15 protein-coding genes are annotated in these 14,992 nt (G+C 67.9%); 12 read left to right on the forward strand and 3 right to left on the reverse strand.

The features are described 5' to 3' along the window. Positions 1-6: 6 nt before the first annotated feature. On the reverse strand, positions 7-237 hold the full coding sequence (locus ABLE91_RS23780; RefSeq protein WP_348934903.1) for a hypothetical protein: 231 nt from the start codon (positions 235-237) through the stop codon (positions 7-9). Between the two features lie 108 nt (positions 238-345). Between ABLE91_RS23780 and ABLE91_RS23785 the strand changes: the two genes are divergently transcribed. From ABLE91_RS23785 to ABLE91_RS23805, 5 genes are all read left to right on the forward strand, one after another. Next, positions 346-1,113: a glycoside hydrolase family 108 protein gene (locus ABLE91_RS23785; protein WP_348934904.1), complete on the forward strand. Its 768-nt coding sequence runs from the start codon at positions 346-348 to the stop codon at positions 1,111-1,113. Beyond that, on the forward strand, positions 1,110-1,430 hold the full coding sequence (locus ABLE91_RS23790; protein ID WP_348934905.1) for a hypothetical protein: 321 nt from the start codon (positions 1,110-1,112) through the stop codon (positions 1,428-1,430). The genes ABLE91_RS23785 and ABLE91_RS23790 overlap by 4 nt, the downstream gene beginning before the upstream one ends. A 385-nt stretch (positions 1,431-1,815) precedes the next feature. Beyond that, entirely contained in the window at positions 1,816-2,487 is a 672-nt protein-coding gene (locus ABLE91_RS23795; protein WP_348934906.1) for a response regulator transcription factor, read from the forward strand. 160 nt (positions 2,488-2,647) lie between these two features. Then, the gene (locus ABLE91_RS23800; protein ID WP_348934907.1) at positions 2,648-4,036 is read left to right on the forward strand and encodes a sensor histidine kinase; all 1,389 of its coding nucleotides are present in this window, start codon (positions 2,648-2,650) and stop codon (positions 4,034-4,036) included. Positions 4,037-4,147: 111 nt separating this feature from the next. Beyond that, positions 4,148-4,597, forward strand: coding sequence for an RT0821/Lpp0805 family surface protein (locus tag ABLE91_RS23805; RefSeq protein ID WP_348934908.1), 450 nt, complete (start codon positions 4,148-4,150; stop codon positions 4,595-4,597). Between the two features lie 215 nt (positions 4,598-4,812). Here the strand turns inward: ABLE91_RS23805 and ABLE91_RS23810 are convergent, their stop codons facing one another. Further along, positions 4,813-5,196 carry a YidB family protein gene (locus ABLE91_RS23810; RefSeq protein WP_348934910.1) on the reverse strand — a complete coding sequence of 128 codons (384 nt, stop codon included), beginning with the start codon at positions 5,194-5,196 and terminating at the stop codon, positions 4,813-4,815. A 200-nt stretch (positions 5,197-5,396) separates the two neighbouring features. Here ABLE91_RS23810 and ccmI point away from each other — a divergent pair, with 200 nt between their 5' ends. The 7 genes from ccmI (at position 5,397) to ABLE91_RS23845 (ending at position 14,341) form a co-directional block, all read left to right on the forward strand. Continuing rightward, on the forward strand, positions 5,397-6,539 hold the full coding sequence (gene ccmI / locus ABLE91_RS23815) for a c-type cytochrome biogenesis protein CcmI (protein ID WP_348934911.1): 1,143 nt from the start codon (positions 5,397-5,399) through the stop codon (positions 6,537-6,539). A gap of 22 nt (positions 6,540-6,561) precedes the next feature. Further along, a complete protein-coding gene (ccmE, locus tag ABLE91_RS23820) occupies positions 6,562-7,047 on the forward strand; it encodes a cytochrome c maturation protein CcmE (protein WP_348934913.1) in 486 nt (161 codons plus the stop codon). A gap of 63 nt (positions 7,048-7,110) precedes the next feature. After that, positions 7,111-9,096, forward strand: a complete 1,986-nt coding sequence (locus ABLE91_RS23825; protein ID WP_348934914.1) for a heme lyase CcmF/NrfE family subunit — start codon at positions 7,111-7,113, stop codon at positions 9,094-9,096. After that, positions 9,093-9,566, forward strand: coding sequence for a cytochrome c-type biogenesis protein (locus ABLE91_RS23830; RefSeq protein ID WP_348934916.1), 474 nt, complete (start codon positions 9,093-9,095; stop codon positions 9,564-9,566). The genes ABLE91_RS23825 and ABLE91_RS23830 overlap by 4 nt, the downstream gene beginning before the upstream one ends. A gap of 564 nt (positions 9,567-10,130) precedes the next feature. Continuing rightward, the gene (locus ABLE91_RS23835) at positions 10,131-11,705 is read left to right on the forward strand and encodes an Ig-like domain-containing protein (protein WP_348934917.1); all 1,575 of its coding nucleotides are present in this window, start codon (positions 10,131-10,133) and stop codon (positions 11,703-11,705) included. 197 nt (positions 11,706-11,902) lie between these two features. Then, positions 11,903-13,447: a DegQ family serine endoprotease gene (locus tag ABLE91_RS23840; RefSeq protein ID WP_348935062.1), complete on the forward strand. Its 1,545-nt coding sequence runs from the start codon at positions 11,903-11,905 to the stop codon at positions 13,445-13,447. A 177-nt stretch (positions 13,448-13,624) separates the two neighbouring features. After that, positions 13,625-14,341 (forward strand): response regulator transcription factor, encoded by a 717-nt coding sequence (locus ABLE91_RS23845; RefSeq protein WP_348934919.1) that lies wholly within the window; start codon positions 13,625-13,627, stop codon positions 14,339-14,341. A gap of 221 nt (positions 14,342-14,562) precedes the next feature. Here the strand turns inward: ABLE91_RS23845 and ABLE91_RS23850 are convergent, their stop codons facing one another. Further along, positions 14,563-14,850, reverse strand: a complete 288-nt coding sequence (locus ABLE91_RS23850) for a GIY-YIG nuclease family protein (protein WP_348934920.1) — start codon at positions 14,848-14,850, stop codon at positions 14,563-14,565. Between the last annotated feature and the right edge of the window lie 142 nt (positions 14,851-14,992).

The following is a 14,992-nucleotide window of genomic DNA, read 5'->3' on the forward strand; positions in this document are numbered from 1 at the left end:
GGGGCCTCAGTAGATATCCAGCCAGCGCGGGCAGACGGCGCGGGAATTATGATAGGTCACTTTGTGGATGGTCACGCCGGTGAAGTAATAGCACTCGATTTCGTTCTTCCGGTCTTCCCAGTGCATCAGAACGCGTAGCGGCAGATACATGCCCAGCGAGTTGACCTGCAAATAGAAAACGAAGGTCATCAAGACCAGCGTCAGGACCAGGAAGCTCCGGCCCAATATCCGTTCCATACCACTACGCCCCGTTGCAGGCCCATAGGCGCGATCGAGCGTGGGGCACGCCGGCGGACTGGTGCGGCCGAACTCCCCTTCCCAACATCGGAATCATAGGAGACCCGAATGGCAGCGTCCAGTTTCGGCGCCGCGCTCGCCCGCGTGCTGCGCCACGAGGGCGGTTACTCGAACCACCCCGCCGACCCCGGCGGGCCGACCAACAAGGGAGTGATCCAGCGGGTCTATGATGCCCACAGGCAGGGGAGGGGGCTTCCCGCGCGCAGCGTGAAGCTGCTGGAGGAGGCTGAGCTCAGGGACATCTACCGCCGGCAGTATTGGGACGCGGTGTGGGGCGACGACCTGCCGCCGGGCATCGATTATGCGGTGTTCGATGCCGGCGTGAATTCCGGCCCGGCCCAGGCGGCGAAATGGCTCCAGCGCGCGCTCGGTGTCGCCGATGACGGGCAGATCGGCGCGGTCACGGTCGCGGCCGCGCTGGCGGCGACCGACAAGGCGGCGGTGGTGGACGGCCTGTGCGACCGGCGCCTTGCCATGTTGAAGGGCCTGAAGACCTGGCCGGTGTTCGGCAGGGGATGGGCGGCGCGGGTCGCCGATGTCAGGCGCGACGCGACGGCCATGGTGCGCGGCGAACCGGCCGCGGGCCGCGCGGCCGTCCCGTGGGCGGACGGCACGGCAAAGGCGTCGCCCGCCGATCTTGCGCTGAAGGAGGTGGCCAAGACCCCCGAGGCTCTTGCCGGCGGGCTTGCGGTCGCCGGCGCCCTTGCCAATGCTGCCGCCGTTTCCGGCCCGCTTCAATGGGCGTTGGCCGCCGCCGTGCTGCTGGCGGTGGGCATCGCCGCCTTCGTCTTCATCACGCGGCAGAGGGCGGCATGAGCCTCACCGAAGCGCTGATCTACGGCCTGCCCTGGTGGGTGCAGGCCCTGGGAGTGGCGGCAGCCGCCATTCCCGCCTTGCTCTTCATCGCGCGGGTCATCGGCGCCGCCAATGCGCTGCGGCTCGGCGCCGCGGCGGGCGCCGTTCTCGCCGCGCTCGCTTATGGCCGACGCCAGCGCCAGCAAGGCTGGTCGGATCGTCAGGCACGGGAGGAACGGGATGCTCAGGATGCGATCCAGGTGGCGCAGGGTGCGCGCGCCGCTGCTGATGCTTCTTCTGGCGGGCTGCGCGACGACGACGGGTTCCGGCGGGACTGACGTCTTCTGCGCCGCCGCCCGGCCGCTGCGCTGGTCGGCGGCCGACACGCCGGAGACCATCCGCCAGGCCAAGAGCCACAATGCAGTGGGCCGGGCCTTGTGCGGGTGGAACTGAATGGCGGGGAAGGCGTTGTAAACATGCGGCTATTGCCGTCTTACCTTTCTCCCCCCGGGAGAAAGGGTGGCTGCCGAGCAGCCAAGGGTGAGGGGGAAGAACCGCCTCAGACTCTGAGCGACCTGTCCCCCCTCACCCCGCTTCTTCCGTCTCAGGATAAGAGGCGTCCGTTGCCGATCCCGGCTTTCATAATCGATTTCCGGCACGGGTGACGCTCGGCGCGTCTTCTGGCAATGTCCGGCTCGGTGAAGCGGAGCGGGGACGGCACACGTGCGCCTTCTGGTCATTGAAGACGATCCGGACCTCAACCGGCAGCTTGTCGCTGCCTTGGGTGATGCGGGCTATGCCGTGGACAGCGCCTTCGATGGCGATGAGGGCCTCTATCTCGGCGATACCGAGCCTTATGACGCGGTGATTCTCGATATTGGCTTGCCCAAGCTGGACGGTATCTCGGTGCTGGAGAACTGGCGCCGCGCCAACCGCACCATGCCGGTGCTGATTCTCACCGCGCGGGACCGCTGGAGCGACAAGGTCCAGGGCTTCGACGCCGGGGCCGACGATTATGTGGCCAAGCCCTTCCACATGGAGGAGGTACTGGCGCGCCTGCGCGCGCTGCTGCGCCGCGCCACCGGCCACGCCTCCAGCGAGCTGAATTGCGGGCCGGTGCGGCTCGACACCCGCTCGGGCCGTGTCTCGGTGAACGGCGCGCCGGTCAAGCTGACCAGCCATGAATACCGCCTGCTGGCTTATCTCATGCACCATGCAGGGCGCGTGGTGTCGCGGGCGGAGCTGGTGGAGCATCTGTACGATCAGGATTTCGACCGCGATTCCAACACCATCGAGGTGTTCGTGGGGCGCCTGCGCAAGAAGATCGAGTGCGACGTGATCCAGACGGTGCGCGGCCTCGGCTACCTCCTCGCGCCGCCCGAGGCGCAGCGATGACGGTGATGGCCGGCGGAATGCAGGCCGAGGAAGAGAGCCGGCCCCTCCGATTTTCCCCTCCCCCTCAAGGGGGGAGGGAGTGCGCGATGGGAGTCCCGCCTCGCCGGCGGGAGAGAGCGTTGCATCACATTCGATCCGCCCGTTTACAATCCGCCGGCCCATGACCCCGCAGCCCGGAACCGGCTCGCTTGCCTTCCGTCTGTTCCTGTCGGCGGTGGTGGTCACCGCCGCCGTGCTGCTGGTGGTGGGCTTCGTCCTCTCCTCGCTCTACCGCTCCGGCACGGAGCGCGCCTTCGACCGGCGCCTCGACATCTATCTGAAGACCATCGTGGCGGAGGTGGCCGGCAACAGCCCCGGCCCGGAACTGCCCGCGCCGCAGGCTCTGGGCGAGCCGCTGTTCCTCTTCCCTTTGTCCGGCTGGTATTGGCAGGTCTCCCGCACCGATGGCGAGGCAAGGCGCACCCGCGCCTCCCGCTCGCTGGTGGACGCGGTGCTGCCCTTGCTGGAGCAGAGCGGCGCGGAGGACGGTGCCGGCGGGCTGCGGGAGGGCTATCTGCGGGGCCCGGAAGGCCAGCGCCTGCGGGTGGTGGAGCGCGCCCTCGACCTCGGACAAGACGGGCGCTTCGTCATCCTGGTGGCGGGCGATGCCACCGAGATCGACGGGGAAATTGCCAGCTTCAACCTGGCGCTGGTGGGCACCTTCGCCATCCTCGGCCTCGCCTTCCTGCTCACGGTCATGTTCCAGATCCGCTTCGGGCTGAAGCCGCTGAAGCGCATCTCCGAGGCCCTTGCCGCGGTGCGTTCGGGCAAGGCGGAACGGCTGGAGGGCGACTATCCCGAGGAGGTCGGCCCGCTGGTGCGCGAGGTGAACGCGCTCATCGACGCCAACCGCGAGATCGTCGAGCGCTCCCGCATGCATGTGGGCAACCTCGCCCATGCGCTGAAGACCCCGCTCTCCGTGCTGCTCAACGAGGCCGGCACCCGGGACGATCCTTTGGCGCAACGGGTGCGCGACCAGGCGGGCGTGATGCGCGGGCAGGTGGCGCACCATCTGGAGCGGGCGCGCATGGCCGCCCGCGTCTCCGTGCCCGCGACCGTGTGCGAGGTGCGGCCCATCCTCGTCGCCATGGCGCGCACCATGGAGAAGATCCACCGCGCCAAGGACCTCGCCATCGACATTCGCGGCGCGGAGGACGTGCGCTTCCGGGGCGAGCGGCAGGATATCGAGGAGATGGTGGGCAACCTCGTGGACAATGCCTGCAAATGGGCCCACGGGCGGGTGGAGGTGGAAATATATTCCGAGCCGCCACGGCAGGCGTTCGACCGCAGCTTCCTGCACCTGATCATCGCCGATGACGGGCCGGGGCTGGCGCCGGCGAGGCGGGCGGAGGTGGGCCGGCGGGGCCGCAGGCTCGATGAATCCAAGCCTGGATCGGGGCTTGGCCTCTCCATCGTGCAGGAGCTGGCCTCGCTTTATGGCGGCCGGCTGGAGCTTGGCACCGCCTCCATTGGCGGCCTCAGGGTGGAACTGGTGCTCCCGGCGGCGTGATGACGCCCCATCTGCCCCTTGCGCCAGCCGCCCTTTCGCCCCAATCCTCCCTTTCTGGTCCGGCTCTATGGAAGGAGCGGGAGCGCGGCGGCGCTCTCGGGGACGGGGGCGATGATTGCGGCTAGGGTGCTTGTCGTTGCTTTGGCGTCCGCCACGCTCTGCGGTTGCGTGACCGATGGCGGCCAGCCGGGCGCCAGCATGGTGAGCGCGCTCACCGGAACGGGCGGGGCACCGGACCCCCGCGCGCCGGCGCCTGTGGCGGCCGGCGGCATGCTGAACAATGCCATTGGCGGCAGCCTCGACGAGGCGGATCGCCAGCGGGCCACCAATGCCGAGGTGGCGGCGCTGGAGGATGGCGGGCCGGGAACCCCGGTGGGCTGGCGCGGCGAGAACGGCATCCACGGCACTGTGATTGCCGGCCCGGCCTATCAGCGCCCGGGCTATGTGCGCTGCCGCGATTTCTCCCACACCATCTTCATCCAGAACAAGCCGCAGCTCGCCCGCGGCGCCGCCTGCCGGTCCGATACGGGCACGTGGACGGTGGTGACGACGGGGGTGTGAGGTCGGGGGCTTTGTCCTGGACAAGCGAAGCCGCAGGCTGAGCGCAGATCCGGGACCCAGCGCAAGACCCCGGCGAAGCCGTCACCCCGCGACCAGCGTCCTTGCACCATCGCCGCGCGGTGGCGCTGGCGGGTTGAAGCGCCTTCCGCGGCGCTTTGCGCTAGGTCCCGGATCTACGCTCAAGCTTCGCTTTCGCTCGTCCAGGACAAGGCCGGTCACCCCTGCGGCATCTCCACCACTCCGTTGGGGCTCAGCTTGTCCACCAGCACGGGCAGATACTGCGCGATCAGGCCGGGCAGCATGGCCGCAGGCACGCCCAGGGCCGAGGCGAGGTCGCCCATGGTCATGGGGTCGATCACCTCCATGATCTGCTCGGACGTGACGGGAAGATTCGCTTCCGCGCCCAGCCAGGACTCCACCTCCGCCCCGAAGCCACCCTCCCGGAAACGGTCGAGGAGGCCGTCGACATTGCCATAGGGGCTCACCGCCAGCGCCGCAGAAAGGCGCGCGGGAAGCTGGCTGGCGAGCGCGGAGGTGAGAAAACCGGAAAAGGCGCCGCCCTTTCCCATGGCGGTGCCCAGATGATCGAACAGGCCCATTGTGTCCCTCTCGTGCCGAAGCCGGGGCCACGTCTTGGAAGGCGGCAGATGTGCGGCCTTCCAGGACGTGGCCCCCTTGCGTCAGCTCCTTTATACCAAATCGCGTCCAGATCACGCCTTTGCGAGGCGGGCGCGTCACGCCGTCCCGCGACCGAAAGCATCCTTTGCTTTGCCGGCGTCCTCCGGTAACGGCATGTGCCATGGTCTCTGCTCCGCTCTTTGCGGCCTTTGCGCTCATGACCGCCTTGGCGGTGATGGCCGTGCTGTGGCCGCTCAGCCGGCGGCGCACCGAGCGCGCGGCCCGCGAGGCGGACCTCGCCGTTTATCGCGATCAATTGGCTGAACTTGACCGCGACCAGGCCGCCGGCCGCCTGCCCCCCGAGCAGGTGGAAGCGGCGCGGGTGGAGGTGGCCCGGCGCATGCTGGCGGCAGCCGACACCGCCCCTGAGGCCGTCTCCAGCGCGGGCAACCGGCGCCGCATGGCGGCGGTGGCGGCGCTGGTGGTCATTCCCGTCATCGGCGCGGGGCTTTACCTCAAGCTCGGCTCTCCGGATCTGCCCGGCCTTCCGCTCGCCCAGCGGCTGGCGGCCCCGCCGGACGGCACGGATATCGCGATCCTGGTGCGGCGGGTGGAGGACCATCTCGCCGCCAATCCCAATGACGGCAGGGGATATGAGATCCTCGCGCCGGTCTATCTCAAGCTCGGCCGCGCGGACGATGCGGTGCGGGCCTATGCCCAGGCCATCCGGCTGCTGGGCTCCTCCGCCGAGCTTCAGGCGGCGCTGGGCGAGGCCATGGTGGTGCGCAGCGAAGGCATGGTGACGCAGGACGCCGTCGGCGCCTTCACCGCGGCGGTGGCGCTGGACCCGAAAATGCCCAAGGCGCGCTTTTTCCTGGGCCTTGCCGCCGAGCAGGACGGCCGGCGCCAAGATGCCGCCGCCATTTGGGGCCAGATGGCGCAGGACGCGCCGCCCAATGCGCCCTGGCTCGGCATGGTGCGCGCGGCCCTGGCGCGGATCGGCGCGCCCGCCGCTCCTTCGGCCGCTGCCCCTGCGCCCACGGCGCCCGGGCCGAGCGCGCAGGACGTGGCGGCTGCGGCCTCGATGACGAATGATCAGCGCTCCGCCATGATCCAGGGCATGGTGGACCGCCTTCAGGAGCGGCTGAATGCCGACCCTAGGGATTTGGACGGCTGGCTGCGCCTCGCGCGGGCCTGGCGCGTGATGGGCAATGAGGACAAGGTGCGCGCGGCGCTTTCTTCGGCGCGCGCGGCCTTTCCGGGAGATGAGGCGGCCGCGGCGCGCATCAACGCGACGGCGAAGGAACTCGGGGTCGGGGGATGAGCGTGAGAAAGGCTTCAGGGACGTGACGCGAAAAGGCCGCCGCCTGGTGCTGATCGGCGCTGCGCTCGGCGTGCTCGGGCTCGCCGCCGGTTTGATCCTCACCGCCCTCAACGACACCATCGTCTTCTTCCGCACCCCCACTGAGGTGGCGCAGCGGCAGGTCGCGCCCGGCGAGCGGCTGCGCCTCGGCGGCCTCGTGGAGGCCGGCAGCCTTGTGAAGCAGGGCACCAGCGTGAAGTTCGTGGTGACGGACGGGAATGCCCAGGTGACCGTCGCCTATGCCGGCCTGCTGCCGGACCTGTTCCGGGAAGGGCAGGGCGTGGTGGCCGAAGGCATGCTGAAGCCGGACGGCACCTTCACTGCCGACACCGTGCTCGCCAAGCACGACGAGCGCTACATGCCCCGCGAGGTGGCCGACACGCTGAAGAAGTCCGGCCACTGGATGGAAGACGCCCAGAAGAAAGCCGCGAGCGATGCCGGCAAGCCCGGCGGAGCGCTGACCCAATGATGGATGTGTCCGTCCACCCCAAGCGGGAGAGGGGACGAAGCTTGCGGCCCGGAGTGGTACCGAATGATCGCTGAGCTCGGGCAATACGCCCTCATTCTCGCACTCGCCTTGGCGGTGATGCAGACCGTGCTGCCCGCCTGGGGCGCGCGGAAGGGCGATGCCGCGCTCATGGGCGTCGCGGTGCCCGTGGCGCTCGTGCTGTTCCTGTTCGTCAGCTTTTCGTTCGCGGCCCTGGTGACGCTCTATCTCACCTCTGACTTCTCGGTGGTGAACGTGGTGGACAATTCCCACTCGCGCATGCCCATCATCTACAAGATCACCTCCACCTGGGGGAACCATGAGGGCTCCATGCTCCTGTGGGTGCTGGTGCTGGCCGTGTTCGGCGCGCTGGTGGCGATCTTCGGCGGCAATCTGCCGGACCGGCTGAAGGCGAACGTGCTGGCCGTGCAGGGCTCCATCGCCACCGCCTTCCTCCTCTTCATACTCTTCACCTCCAACCCCTTCGCGCGCCTCGCTCCGGCGCCCGCCGAGGGCGCGGACCTGAACCCGGTGCTCCAGGATCCTGGCCTCGCCATCCACCCGCCGCTGCTCTATCTGGGCTATGTGGGCCTCTCCATCGCCTTCGCCTTCGCCATGGCGGCGCTGATGGAAGGGCGGATCGATGCCGCCTGGGCGCGCTGGGTGCGCCCCTGGACCCTGGCGGCCTGGATCTTCCTGACGCTGGGCATCGCAATGGGCTCCTACTGGGCCTATTACGAATTGGGCTGGGGCGGCTGGTGGTTCTGGGACCCGGTGGAGAACGCCTCCCTCATGCCCTGGCTCGCGGCCACCGCGCTGCTGCATTCCGCCGTGGTGATGGAGAAGCGCGACGCGCTGAAGGTCTGGACCATCCTTCTCGCCATCCTCGCCTTCTCGCTCTCGCTCATCGGCACCTTCCTGGTGCGCTCCGGCGTGCTCACCTCGGTGCACGCCTTCGCCACCGATCCGACGCGCGGCGTCTTCATCCTCGCCATCCTCGCTTTCTTCATCGGCGGCGGGCTCTGCCTGTTCGCCCTGCGTGCGGGGGACCTGCGCCAGGGCGGGCTGTTCGCGCCCATCTCGCGCGAGGGCGCGCTGGTGCTGAACAACCTGTTCCTCACGGCGGCCTGCGCCTCCGTGTTCGTGGGCACGCTCTATCCGCTGGCGCTCGAAGCGCTGACCGGCGACAAGATCACGGTGGGCCCGCCCTTCTTCAATCTCACCTTCGGCGGCCTGATGCTGCCGCTCGTCCTCGCGGTGCCGTTCGGTCCGCTGCTCGCCTGGAAGCGCGGCGACCTCATGGGCGTTGCCCAGCGCCTCGTGCTGGCCGCCGGCTTCGCCGTGGTAGCGGCGGTGGTGACGGCGGCGGCGGAGGATCGCGGGCCGGTGCTCGCGCCGGTCTTCATCGGCATCGCCGTGTTCGTGATGGCGGGCGCCATCACCGACATCGCCGAGCGCGGCGCCATCGGTCGGGTGCCGGCCAAGGTCTCGCTGGCGCGCATTGCCGGCCTGCCGCGCTCCACCTTCGGCACGGCGCTGGCCCATTTCGGCGTGGGCGTCTGCCTCATCGGCATTGTCTGCGAGAGCGCCTGGAGCCTGGAGAAGATCGCCTCCATGAAGGTGGGCGATACCGTCACTATCGGCGAGCGGAACCTGACCCTGTCGCGCCTGGAGAACCGCACCGGCCCCAATTTCAACGCCCGGGTGGCGGTGTTCGATATTCGCGAAGGCGGTGTCTCCGACGGCACGGTGGAGGCGGCCAAGCGCCTCTTCACGGCGCGCCAGTCCGCCACCACGGAATCCGGCATCCGCACCTTCGGCTTCAGCCAGCTCTACGTGGCGGTGGGCGACGAGACGCCGGACGGGCACATCAATGTGCGGGCCACCTGGAAGCCGCTCGTGACCCTCATCTGGCTCGGCGCGGTGGTGATGGCGCTGGGCGGCCTCCTCTCGCTGGCCGACCGCCGGCTGCGCGTCGGCGCCCCCAAGCCCGCCCGCCGCCGGGCGCCCTCGGCCGTGCCGGCGGAGTGAGGGCCGTGCGCGCTGTTCTTGCCGCCCTCTTTCTCCTGCTGGCGCTCCCCGCCTTCGCCGTGCAGCCGGACGAGGTGCTTCCCGACCCGGCGCTTGAGGCGCGGGCGCGGGTGCTGTCGCAGGAATTGCGCTGCATGGTCTGCCAGAACCAGTCCATCGACGACAGCGACGCGCCTCTCGCACGGGATCTGCGCATCCTGGTGCGCGACCGTCTGAAGGCGGGGGACAGCGACAGCCAAGTCCTGGATTTCCTGGTGGCCCGCTACGGCGAGTTCGTGCTGATGCGCCCCGTCTTCTCCTGGCGCAATGCCCTCCTTTGGGGTGCACCCGTGTTGGTGCTGGTCCTCGGCGGGGTGGTGGCATGGGTTGGGATGCGTCGCCGCCGGGAGGCTGCGCCCGCCACGCCGCTGACGTCAGAGGAAGAGGCCCGGGTGGCGCGGCTGCTCGCAGAAAAAGGGCCGCAGGACTGAGCCGTCCTCGCTGCTTTCACGCAGCGGCGAAGGGGTTCGGCCGTCATTGCCTCCCGCACTCTTTCAGTCCAGACACCGCCTCCGCATACGCGGCAAGCATGGCCTCAGCCGTTTGTTCATCCGCCGAAAGGCGAGGATTCTGGAGCCGGCAATCCGCCTCGGGGCCGCTGCCTGCCTCATGCAGCACGCTGATGCCTTCGACGCATGCGGCTCGCTCCCCTTCAGTTAAGTCTTTTTGCTTCAAGTGGGTAGATGTTAAAGCAATCGAAGTCCTGGATGTTTGTTCATTCAGAAGGTGAGTCCGGCTAATAAGCCGAAGACCCTCGTAGAATCTCAGGTAAATATGATCGTTCTCGGGTGCATTATGCTGCCGTGATCGGTCAGAATCTGGGCGTGCTTTCCTGAGGACCGCTCCGCGCGTAGCGCCTCATCGTGTCGTCACGAGCCGCACGACGTCGTTCCATGCCCCGAGGGCCACAAGCGCGGATCCGGCTGCGAGATCCCGGCTGGAAACAGCCGTGCTCTGCCGGCCTGTTCCGCCAATTCAACCTCGAGGAGGCGGACATGTCCGATACACACGCGCATGATTTCGATCCGGCGGAAGATTTCGAGTTCGAGCTGGATGTGTCGAAGCAGTTCGACTTCGATCTCAGCATGGATTTCGATACCAAGGTCGACTACGAAAGCGACTTCGAGGCCCATGGAAACGTTGATGTCGACGTGGACATCAAGGAGAATTTTGCCGGCTTCAACGTGGATGTTCAGGCTGTCGGGCCGGACACCGCCGTCGAGACCAATCTTGCCGTGGTGGTCACCGATCATTATTCGAGCATCGCCCTGTCCGGCTATTCCGCGACCGGCACGAAGGTGGATCCGGAGCCGCAGAATGCGGTGCCCAACGCAGTCAACGATACCGTCTATCTGGAGCTGGGCGACCTGAAGACCATCAGTGCGCTGGCCAACGACACCGATTCCGACGGCAGCATCGTTCCCTCCTCGGTCCAGATCACGACTGCGCCGATGCTCGGCAGCGCCGTGGCCAATGCCAACGGCACCATCACCTATGACGACGCCATCACCAACACCCCCGCCGACAACAGCGCCGTCGACACGCTGACCTATCAGATCAGCGACAATGGGGGCGGGACCGACCAGGCGAGCGTGACCATCAACATCATCGACCCCCTGGTGGAGGTATCGAGCGACATGGATGCGGGCCCGAACGGCCAGGCGCTCGGCCTCACCCTCACCACGGAAGACCGCACGGCGAACACCACCAGCTTCGTGAATGTGGGGCTTCAGTCCGGCGACCTGCCGAGCGCGGCCATCAATGTGGCCTTCATCTACGACGCATCCGGCAGCGTGAGCCTCGCGCAATATGTCCAGGAGATCCAGGCGGTCCAGAACACCATCGATGCCTTGCGGGAGGAGTATGCCGGAGCCTCGAACACCATCAGCGTGCAGCTGATCCGCTTCTCCGTGGGTTCAGACAATTCCACGACCTATGATCTCTACAACTCCGCGCTGAACGACATCTCGCAACTGGCGATCACGGACTATTCGAACGGCGGCGGCACGAACTACGAGGCCGCGCTTCAGGACGCCCTTGCATTCTTTGCAAGCGCCGACCCCTCGAACACCGAGGACAATTACGTGCTGTTCGCCTCGGACGGCATGCCAAACATCGGCTCCCATGCCGATGAGGCCTCCGCGCTGAAGGCCATATCGAGCATCTCCGCCGTGGGCTTCGGGGCGGGCATCAACACCGCGACCCTGGACCAGCTCGACAATACCGGCGGCTCGCAAGTGGTGGGCACCGCGGCCGATCTGGGGGATGTCTTTGCCAATTCGCCGCTTTTCGGAGCGGAGCTGGTGAGCTTCGGCCTCACCCTCAGCGTCGACGGCGGACCGGCTACGCTGATTGCCGACCAGGATGACCTCACCTCGCTGGGCGGCGGGGATTATTCGCTCAACCTTGCCTCGGTGGCGGGGCTCACGGGCATTCTGGGTCAAAGCAATATCTTCACTGCGACCGCGGTGTTCGACACGGACAACGATACCGGCACGACGGCCGATCGCGTCACGCTGAGCACCGTGAATACCGTCCAGGGGGCCGTGCCCGAACTTTTCTGGGTCTGAACGCTCCTGATCCTGGCCTGGCCTCCTCGGGGGCCGGGCCTTGCAGAGAATACAGGGTCTTAACCCTTCTCACGCAGGCGTGACGCACATTACAGCTCGGTAATCCCCCCGCCAGCCCGCTGTAACAAACCGGTCCCTACGATCCGTTCTCGAGGCTGCCCCATGGTGGGGCGATATCCAGAGAGACAGTGATCCCAATGACCGGCTTCACCTCCCCCAATTCCCAGGTCCGCCGCCGCCGCGCCGCCCTTCTCGCGGGCGTCGTGGGCCTCGCCATGACCGGCGTCGTCGCCGGCCAGTTCATCCCGCCCTATACCACCCCCGCCAATGCGCAGATCACCACCAACCAGTCGGCCGGCCAGAACTCGTTCGCCGACGTGGTGGAGAAGGTCTCTCCCGCCGTCGTGTCCGTGAAGATCAAGAAGGACGTCGACGCCAAGAACATGGCCATGAACGAGGACGGCCTCGGTGGCGGCGACATCCCGCCCCAGATCGAGCGCTTCCTCAAGCGGTTCGGCTTCGAGAACGGCCAGGGCGGCCAGGCGCCCCGCGCGCAGCGCGGCGAGCCGGGTGGCCGCCGCGTGGTGGGCCAGGGCTCCGGCTTCATCATCTCCGCCGACGGCTACGTGGTGACCAACAACCACGTGGTGGAGGGCGCGAGCGAAGTGGACGTGACCACCACTGACGGCAAGGAATACACCGCCAAGGTGATCGGCACCGATCCGCGCACCGACGTGGCGCTGCTGAAGATCGAGGGCAAGAGCGACCTGCCGTGGGTGAAGCTCTCTGACTCGACCCCGCGCGTCGGCGATTGGGTGATCGCGGTGGGCAATCCGTTCGGCCTCGGCGGCACGGTCACCGCCGGCATCGTCTCGGCCCGCGGCCGCGACATCGGCGCCGGCCCCTATGACGACTTCATCCAGATCGACGCGGCGGTGAACCGGGGCAATTCCGGCGGCCCGACCTTCGGCCTCAATGGCGAAGTCATCGGCATGAACACCGCCATCGTCTCGCCCTCGGGCGGCAACGTGGGCATCGCCTTCGCCATCCCCTCCGAGACCGTGAAGACGGTGGTGAACCAGCTCCGCGAGACGGGCAAGGTGGCGCGCGGCTATATCGGCGTGCAGATCCAGCCCGTCACCGACGACCTCGCCTCCGGCCTCGGCCTCAGCGAGGCGCAGGGCGCGCTGGTGGCCCAGGTGCAGCCCGACACGCCTGCCGCCAAGGCCGGCCTGAAGAGCGGCGACGTGGTGCAGAAGCTGAACGGCGACACCGTGAAGGATGCCCGTGACCTCTCGCGCCGCATCGGCATGATGAAGCCCGGCTCCAGCGTCGCTCTGGTGGTGGTCCGTGACGGCAAGACCATGAATGTCGATGTGAAGCTGGAGCAGCTTCCCAACGAGAAGCAGGCGAGCCTCGAAGACAAGGACGGCGCGGAGAAGCCCGGCACCAATGTGCCGCGCCTCGGCCTTCAGCTGGCTCCGGCCAAGTCCGTGCAGGGCGCCGGCAGCGAGGGCGTGGTGGTCACCGAGGTGGATCCCAATGGCGCCGCTGCCCAGCGCGGCATCCGCTCCGGCGACGTCATCCTCGATGTCGGCGGCAAGGCGGTGTCGAGTGCGAACGATGTGCGCGACGGCCTCGCCGCCGCGAAGGCGGAGAACCGCAAGGCGGTGCTCATGCGGGTCAAGGGCGAGCAGGGCGTGCGCTTCGTCGCCGTCTCCCTCGCCGACAAGGCGGGCTGAGGCCCGCTTTCCCGGCGCTCCCACGGGGGAGGGGGCGCCGGCCTTCTGAACCCCGGCGGCCAACGTCGCCCCTGTTGCCGCCTCGGTTCCGCCGGCGTGGAGGGCTTTTCGCTCTCTGCGCCGGCCTTTTTTCATGACGCTGCCATGTGATGGCGGCGCGAACCGGGATATGGAAGCATGAGCGCCCTTCTCAGCACGGATGATGATTTCGCCATGCGCCTTCTCCTGATCGAGGACGACCGGGACGCGGCCGACTATCTGCGCAAGGCCTTCCGCGAGGCCGGCCACGTGGTGGACCATGCGGCCGACGGGGAGGAGGGCCTCGCCCTCGCTCTGGACGGCCGCTACGACGTGCTGGTGGTGGACCGCATGCTGCCGCAGCGCGACGGCCTCTCCGTGGTGGCCGAGCTGCGCCGGCGCGGCGAGGCGACGCCGGTGCTGATTCTCTCGGCGCTCGGACAGGTGGACGACCGGGTGGTGGGCCTGCGCGCCGGGGGCGATGATTACCTGCCCAAGCCCTATGCCTTCACTGAGCTTCTGGCGCGCGTGGAGGCCCTGTCCCGCCGCGGCGCCCCGCAGGCGGCCGACACGCTCTACAAGGTCGGCGAGCTGGAGCTGGACCGCCTCGCCCACCGGGTGAGCCGGGGCGGCAAGGACATTCCCCTCCAGCCGCGCGAATTCCGCCTCCTGGAATATCTCATGCGCCATGCGGGGCAGGTGGTGACGCGCACCATGCTGCTGGAGAATGTGTGGGACTATCATTTCGACCCGCAGACCAATGTGATCGACGTGCACGTCTCCCGGCTGCGCTCGAAGATCGACAAGGGTTTCGACGTGCCGCTGATCCACACCGTGCGGGGAGCGGGCTACATGGTGCGCGAAGGTCTGCGGTGAGGGGGATCGCAGGTCTTCGTCCTGGACAAGAGAGCGCGCAGCGCGAGCGCAGATCCGGGACCCAGCGCAAGGGGCCGCCGAAGGCGCTTCAACCCGTTCCCGCTGCCACGCAGCGGGAACGTAAAAGCGCTGGTCGCGGGGTGACCGCTTCGCGGGAGTCTTGCGCTGGGTCCCGGATCTGCGCTCCGCCTGCGGCGTCGCTTGTCCAGGACAACGGCGCTTCAGGCGAGGTCCTGCGCCAGATCGCGCCAATCGGGGTTGTGCTCTTCGATGAGAGCGATTTTCCAGTCTCGCCGCCATCTCTTCAGAGCCGCTTCCCGGACGCGGGCTTCGTCGATGGTGAGGTAGGTTTCCAGATGGACGAGAAGCTTCACGCTGTGAGTCTGCGTGAAGCCGGCGACGACCCCAGACCGATGCTCCTCAAGGCGCCGGACAATGTTGCCGGTGGAGCCGGTATAGAGAGTGCCGTTCCGCTGGCTCGCCAGGATGTAGACCGCGAAGTCTGCCATGGCCCCATCATAGCCAAGCTGAGGCTGCACGGTAGCCCTTGTCCTGGACAAGCGACGGCGAAGCTTGAGCGCAGATCCGGGACCCAGCGCAAGACGTCGGCGAAGCCGGCAATCCGCGACCAGCGTTTTTGCGTTCCCGCTG

The organism is Aquabacter albus (assembly GCF_040049275.1).
In the GTDB taxonomy this organism is placed as follows: domain Bacteria; phylum Pseudomonadota; class Alphaproteobacteria; order Rhizobiales; family Xanthobacteraceae; genus Aquabacter.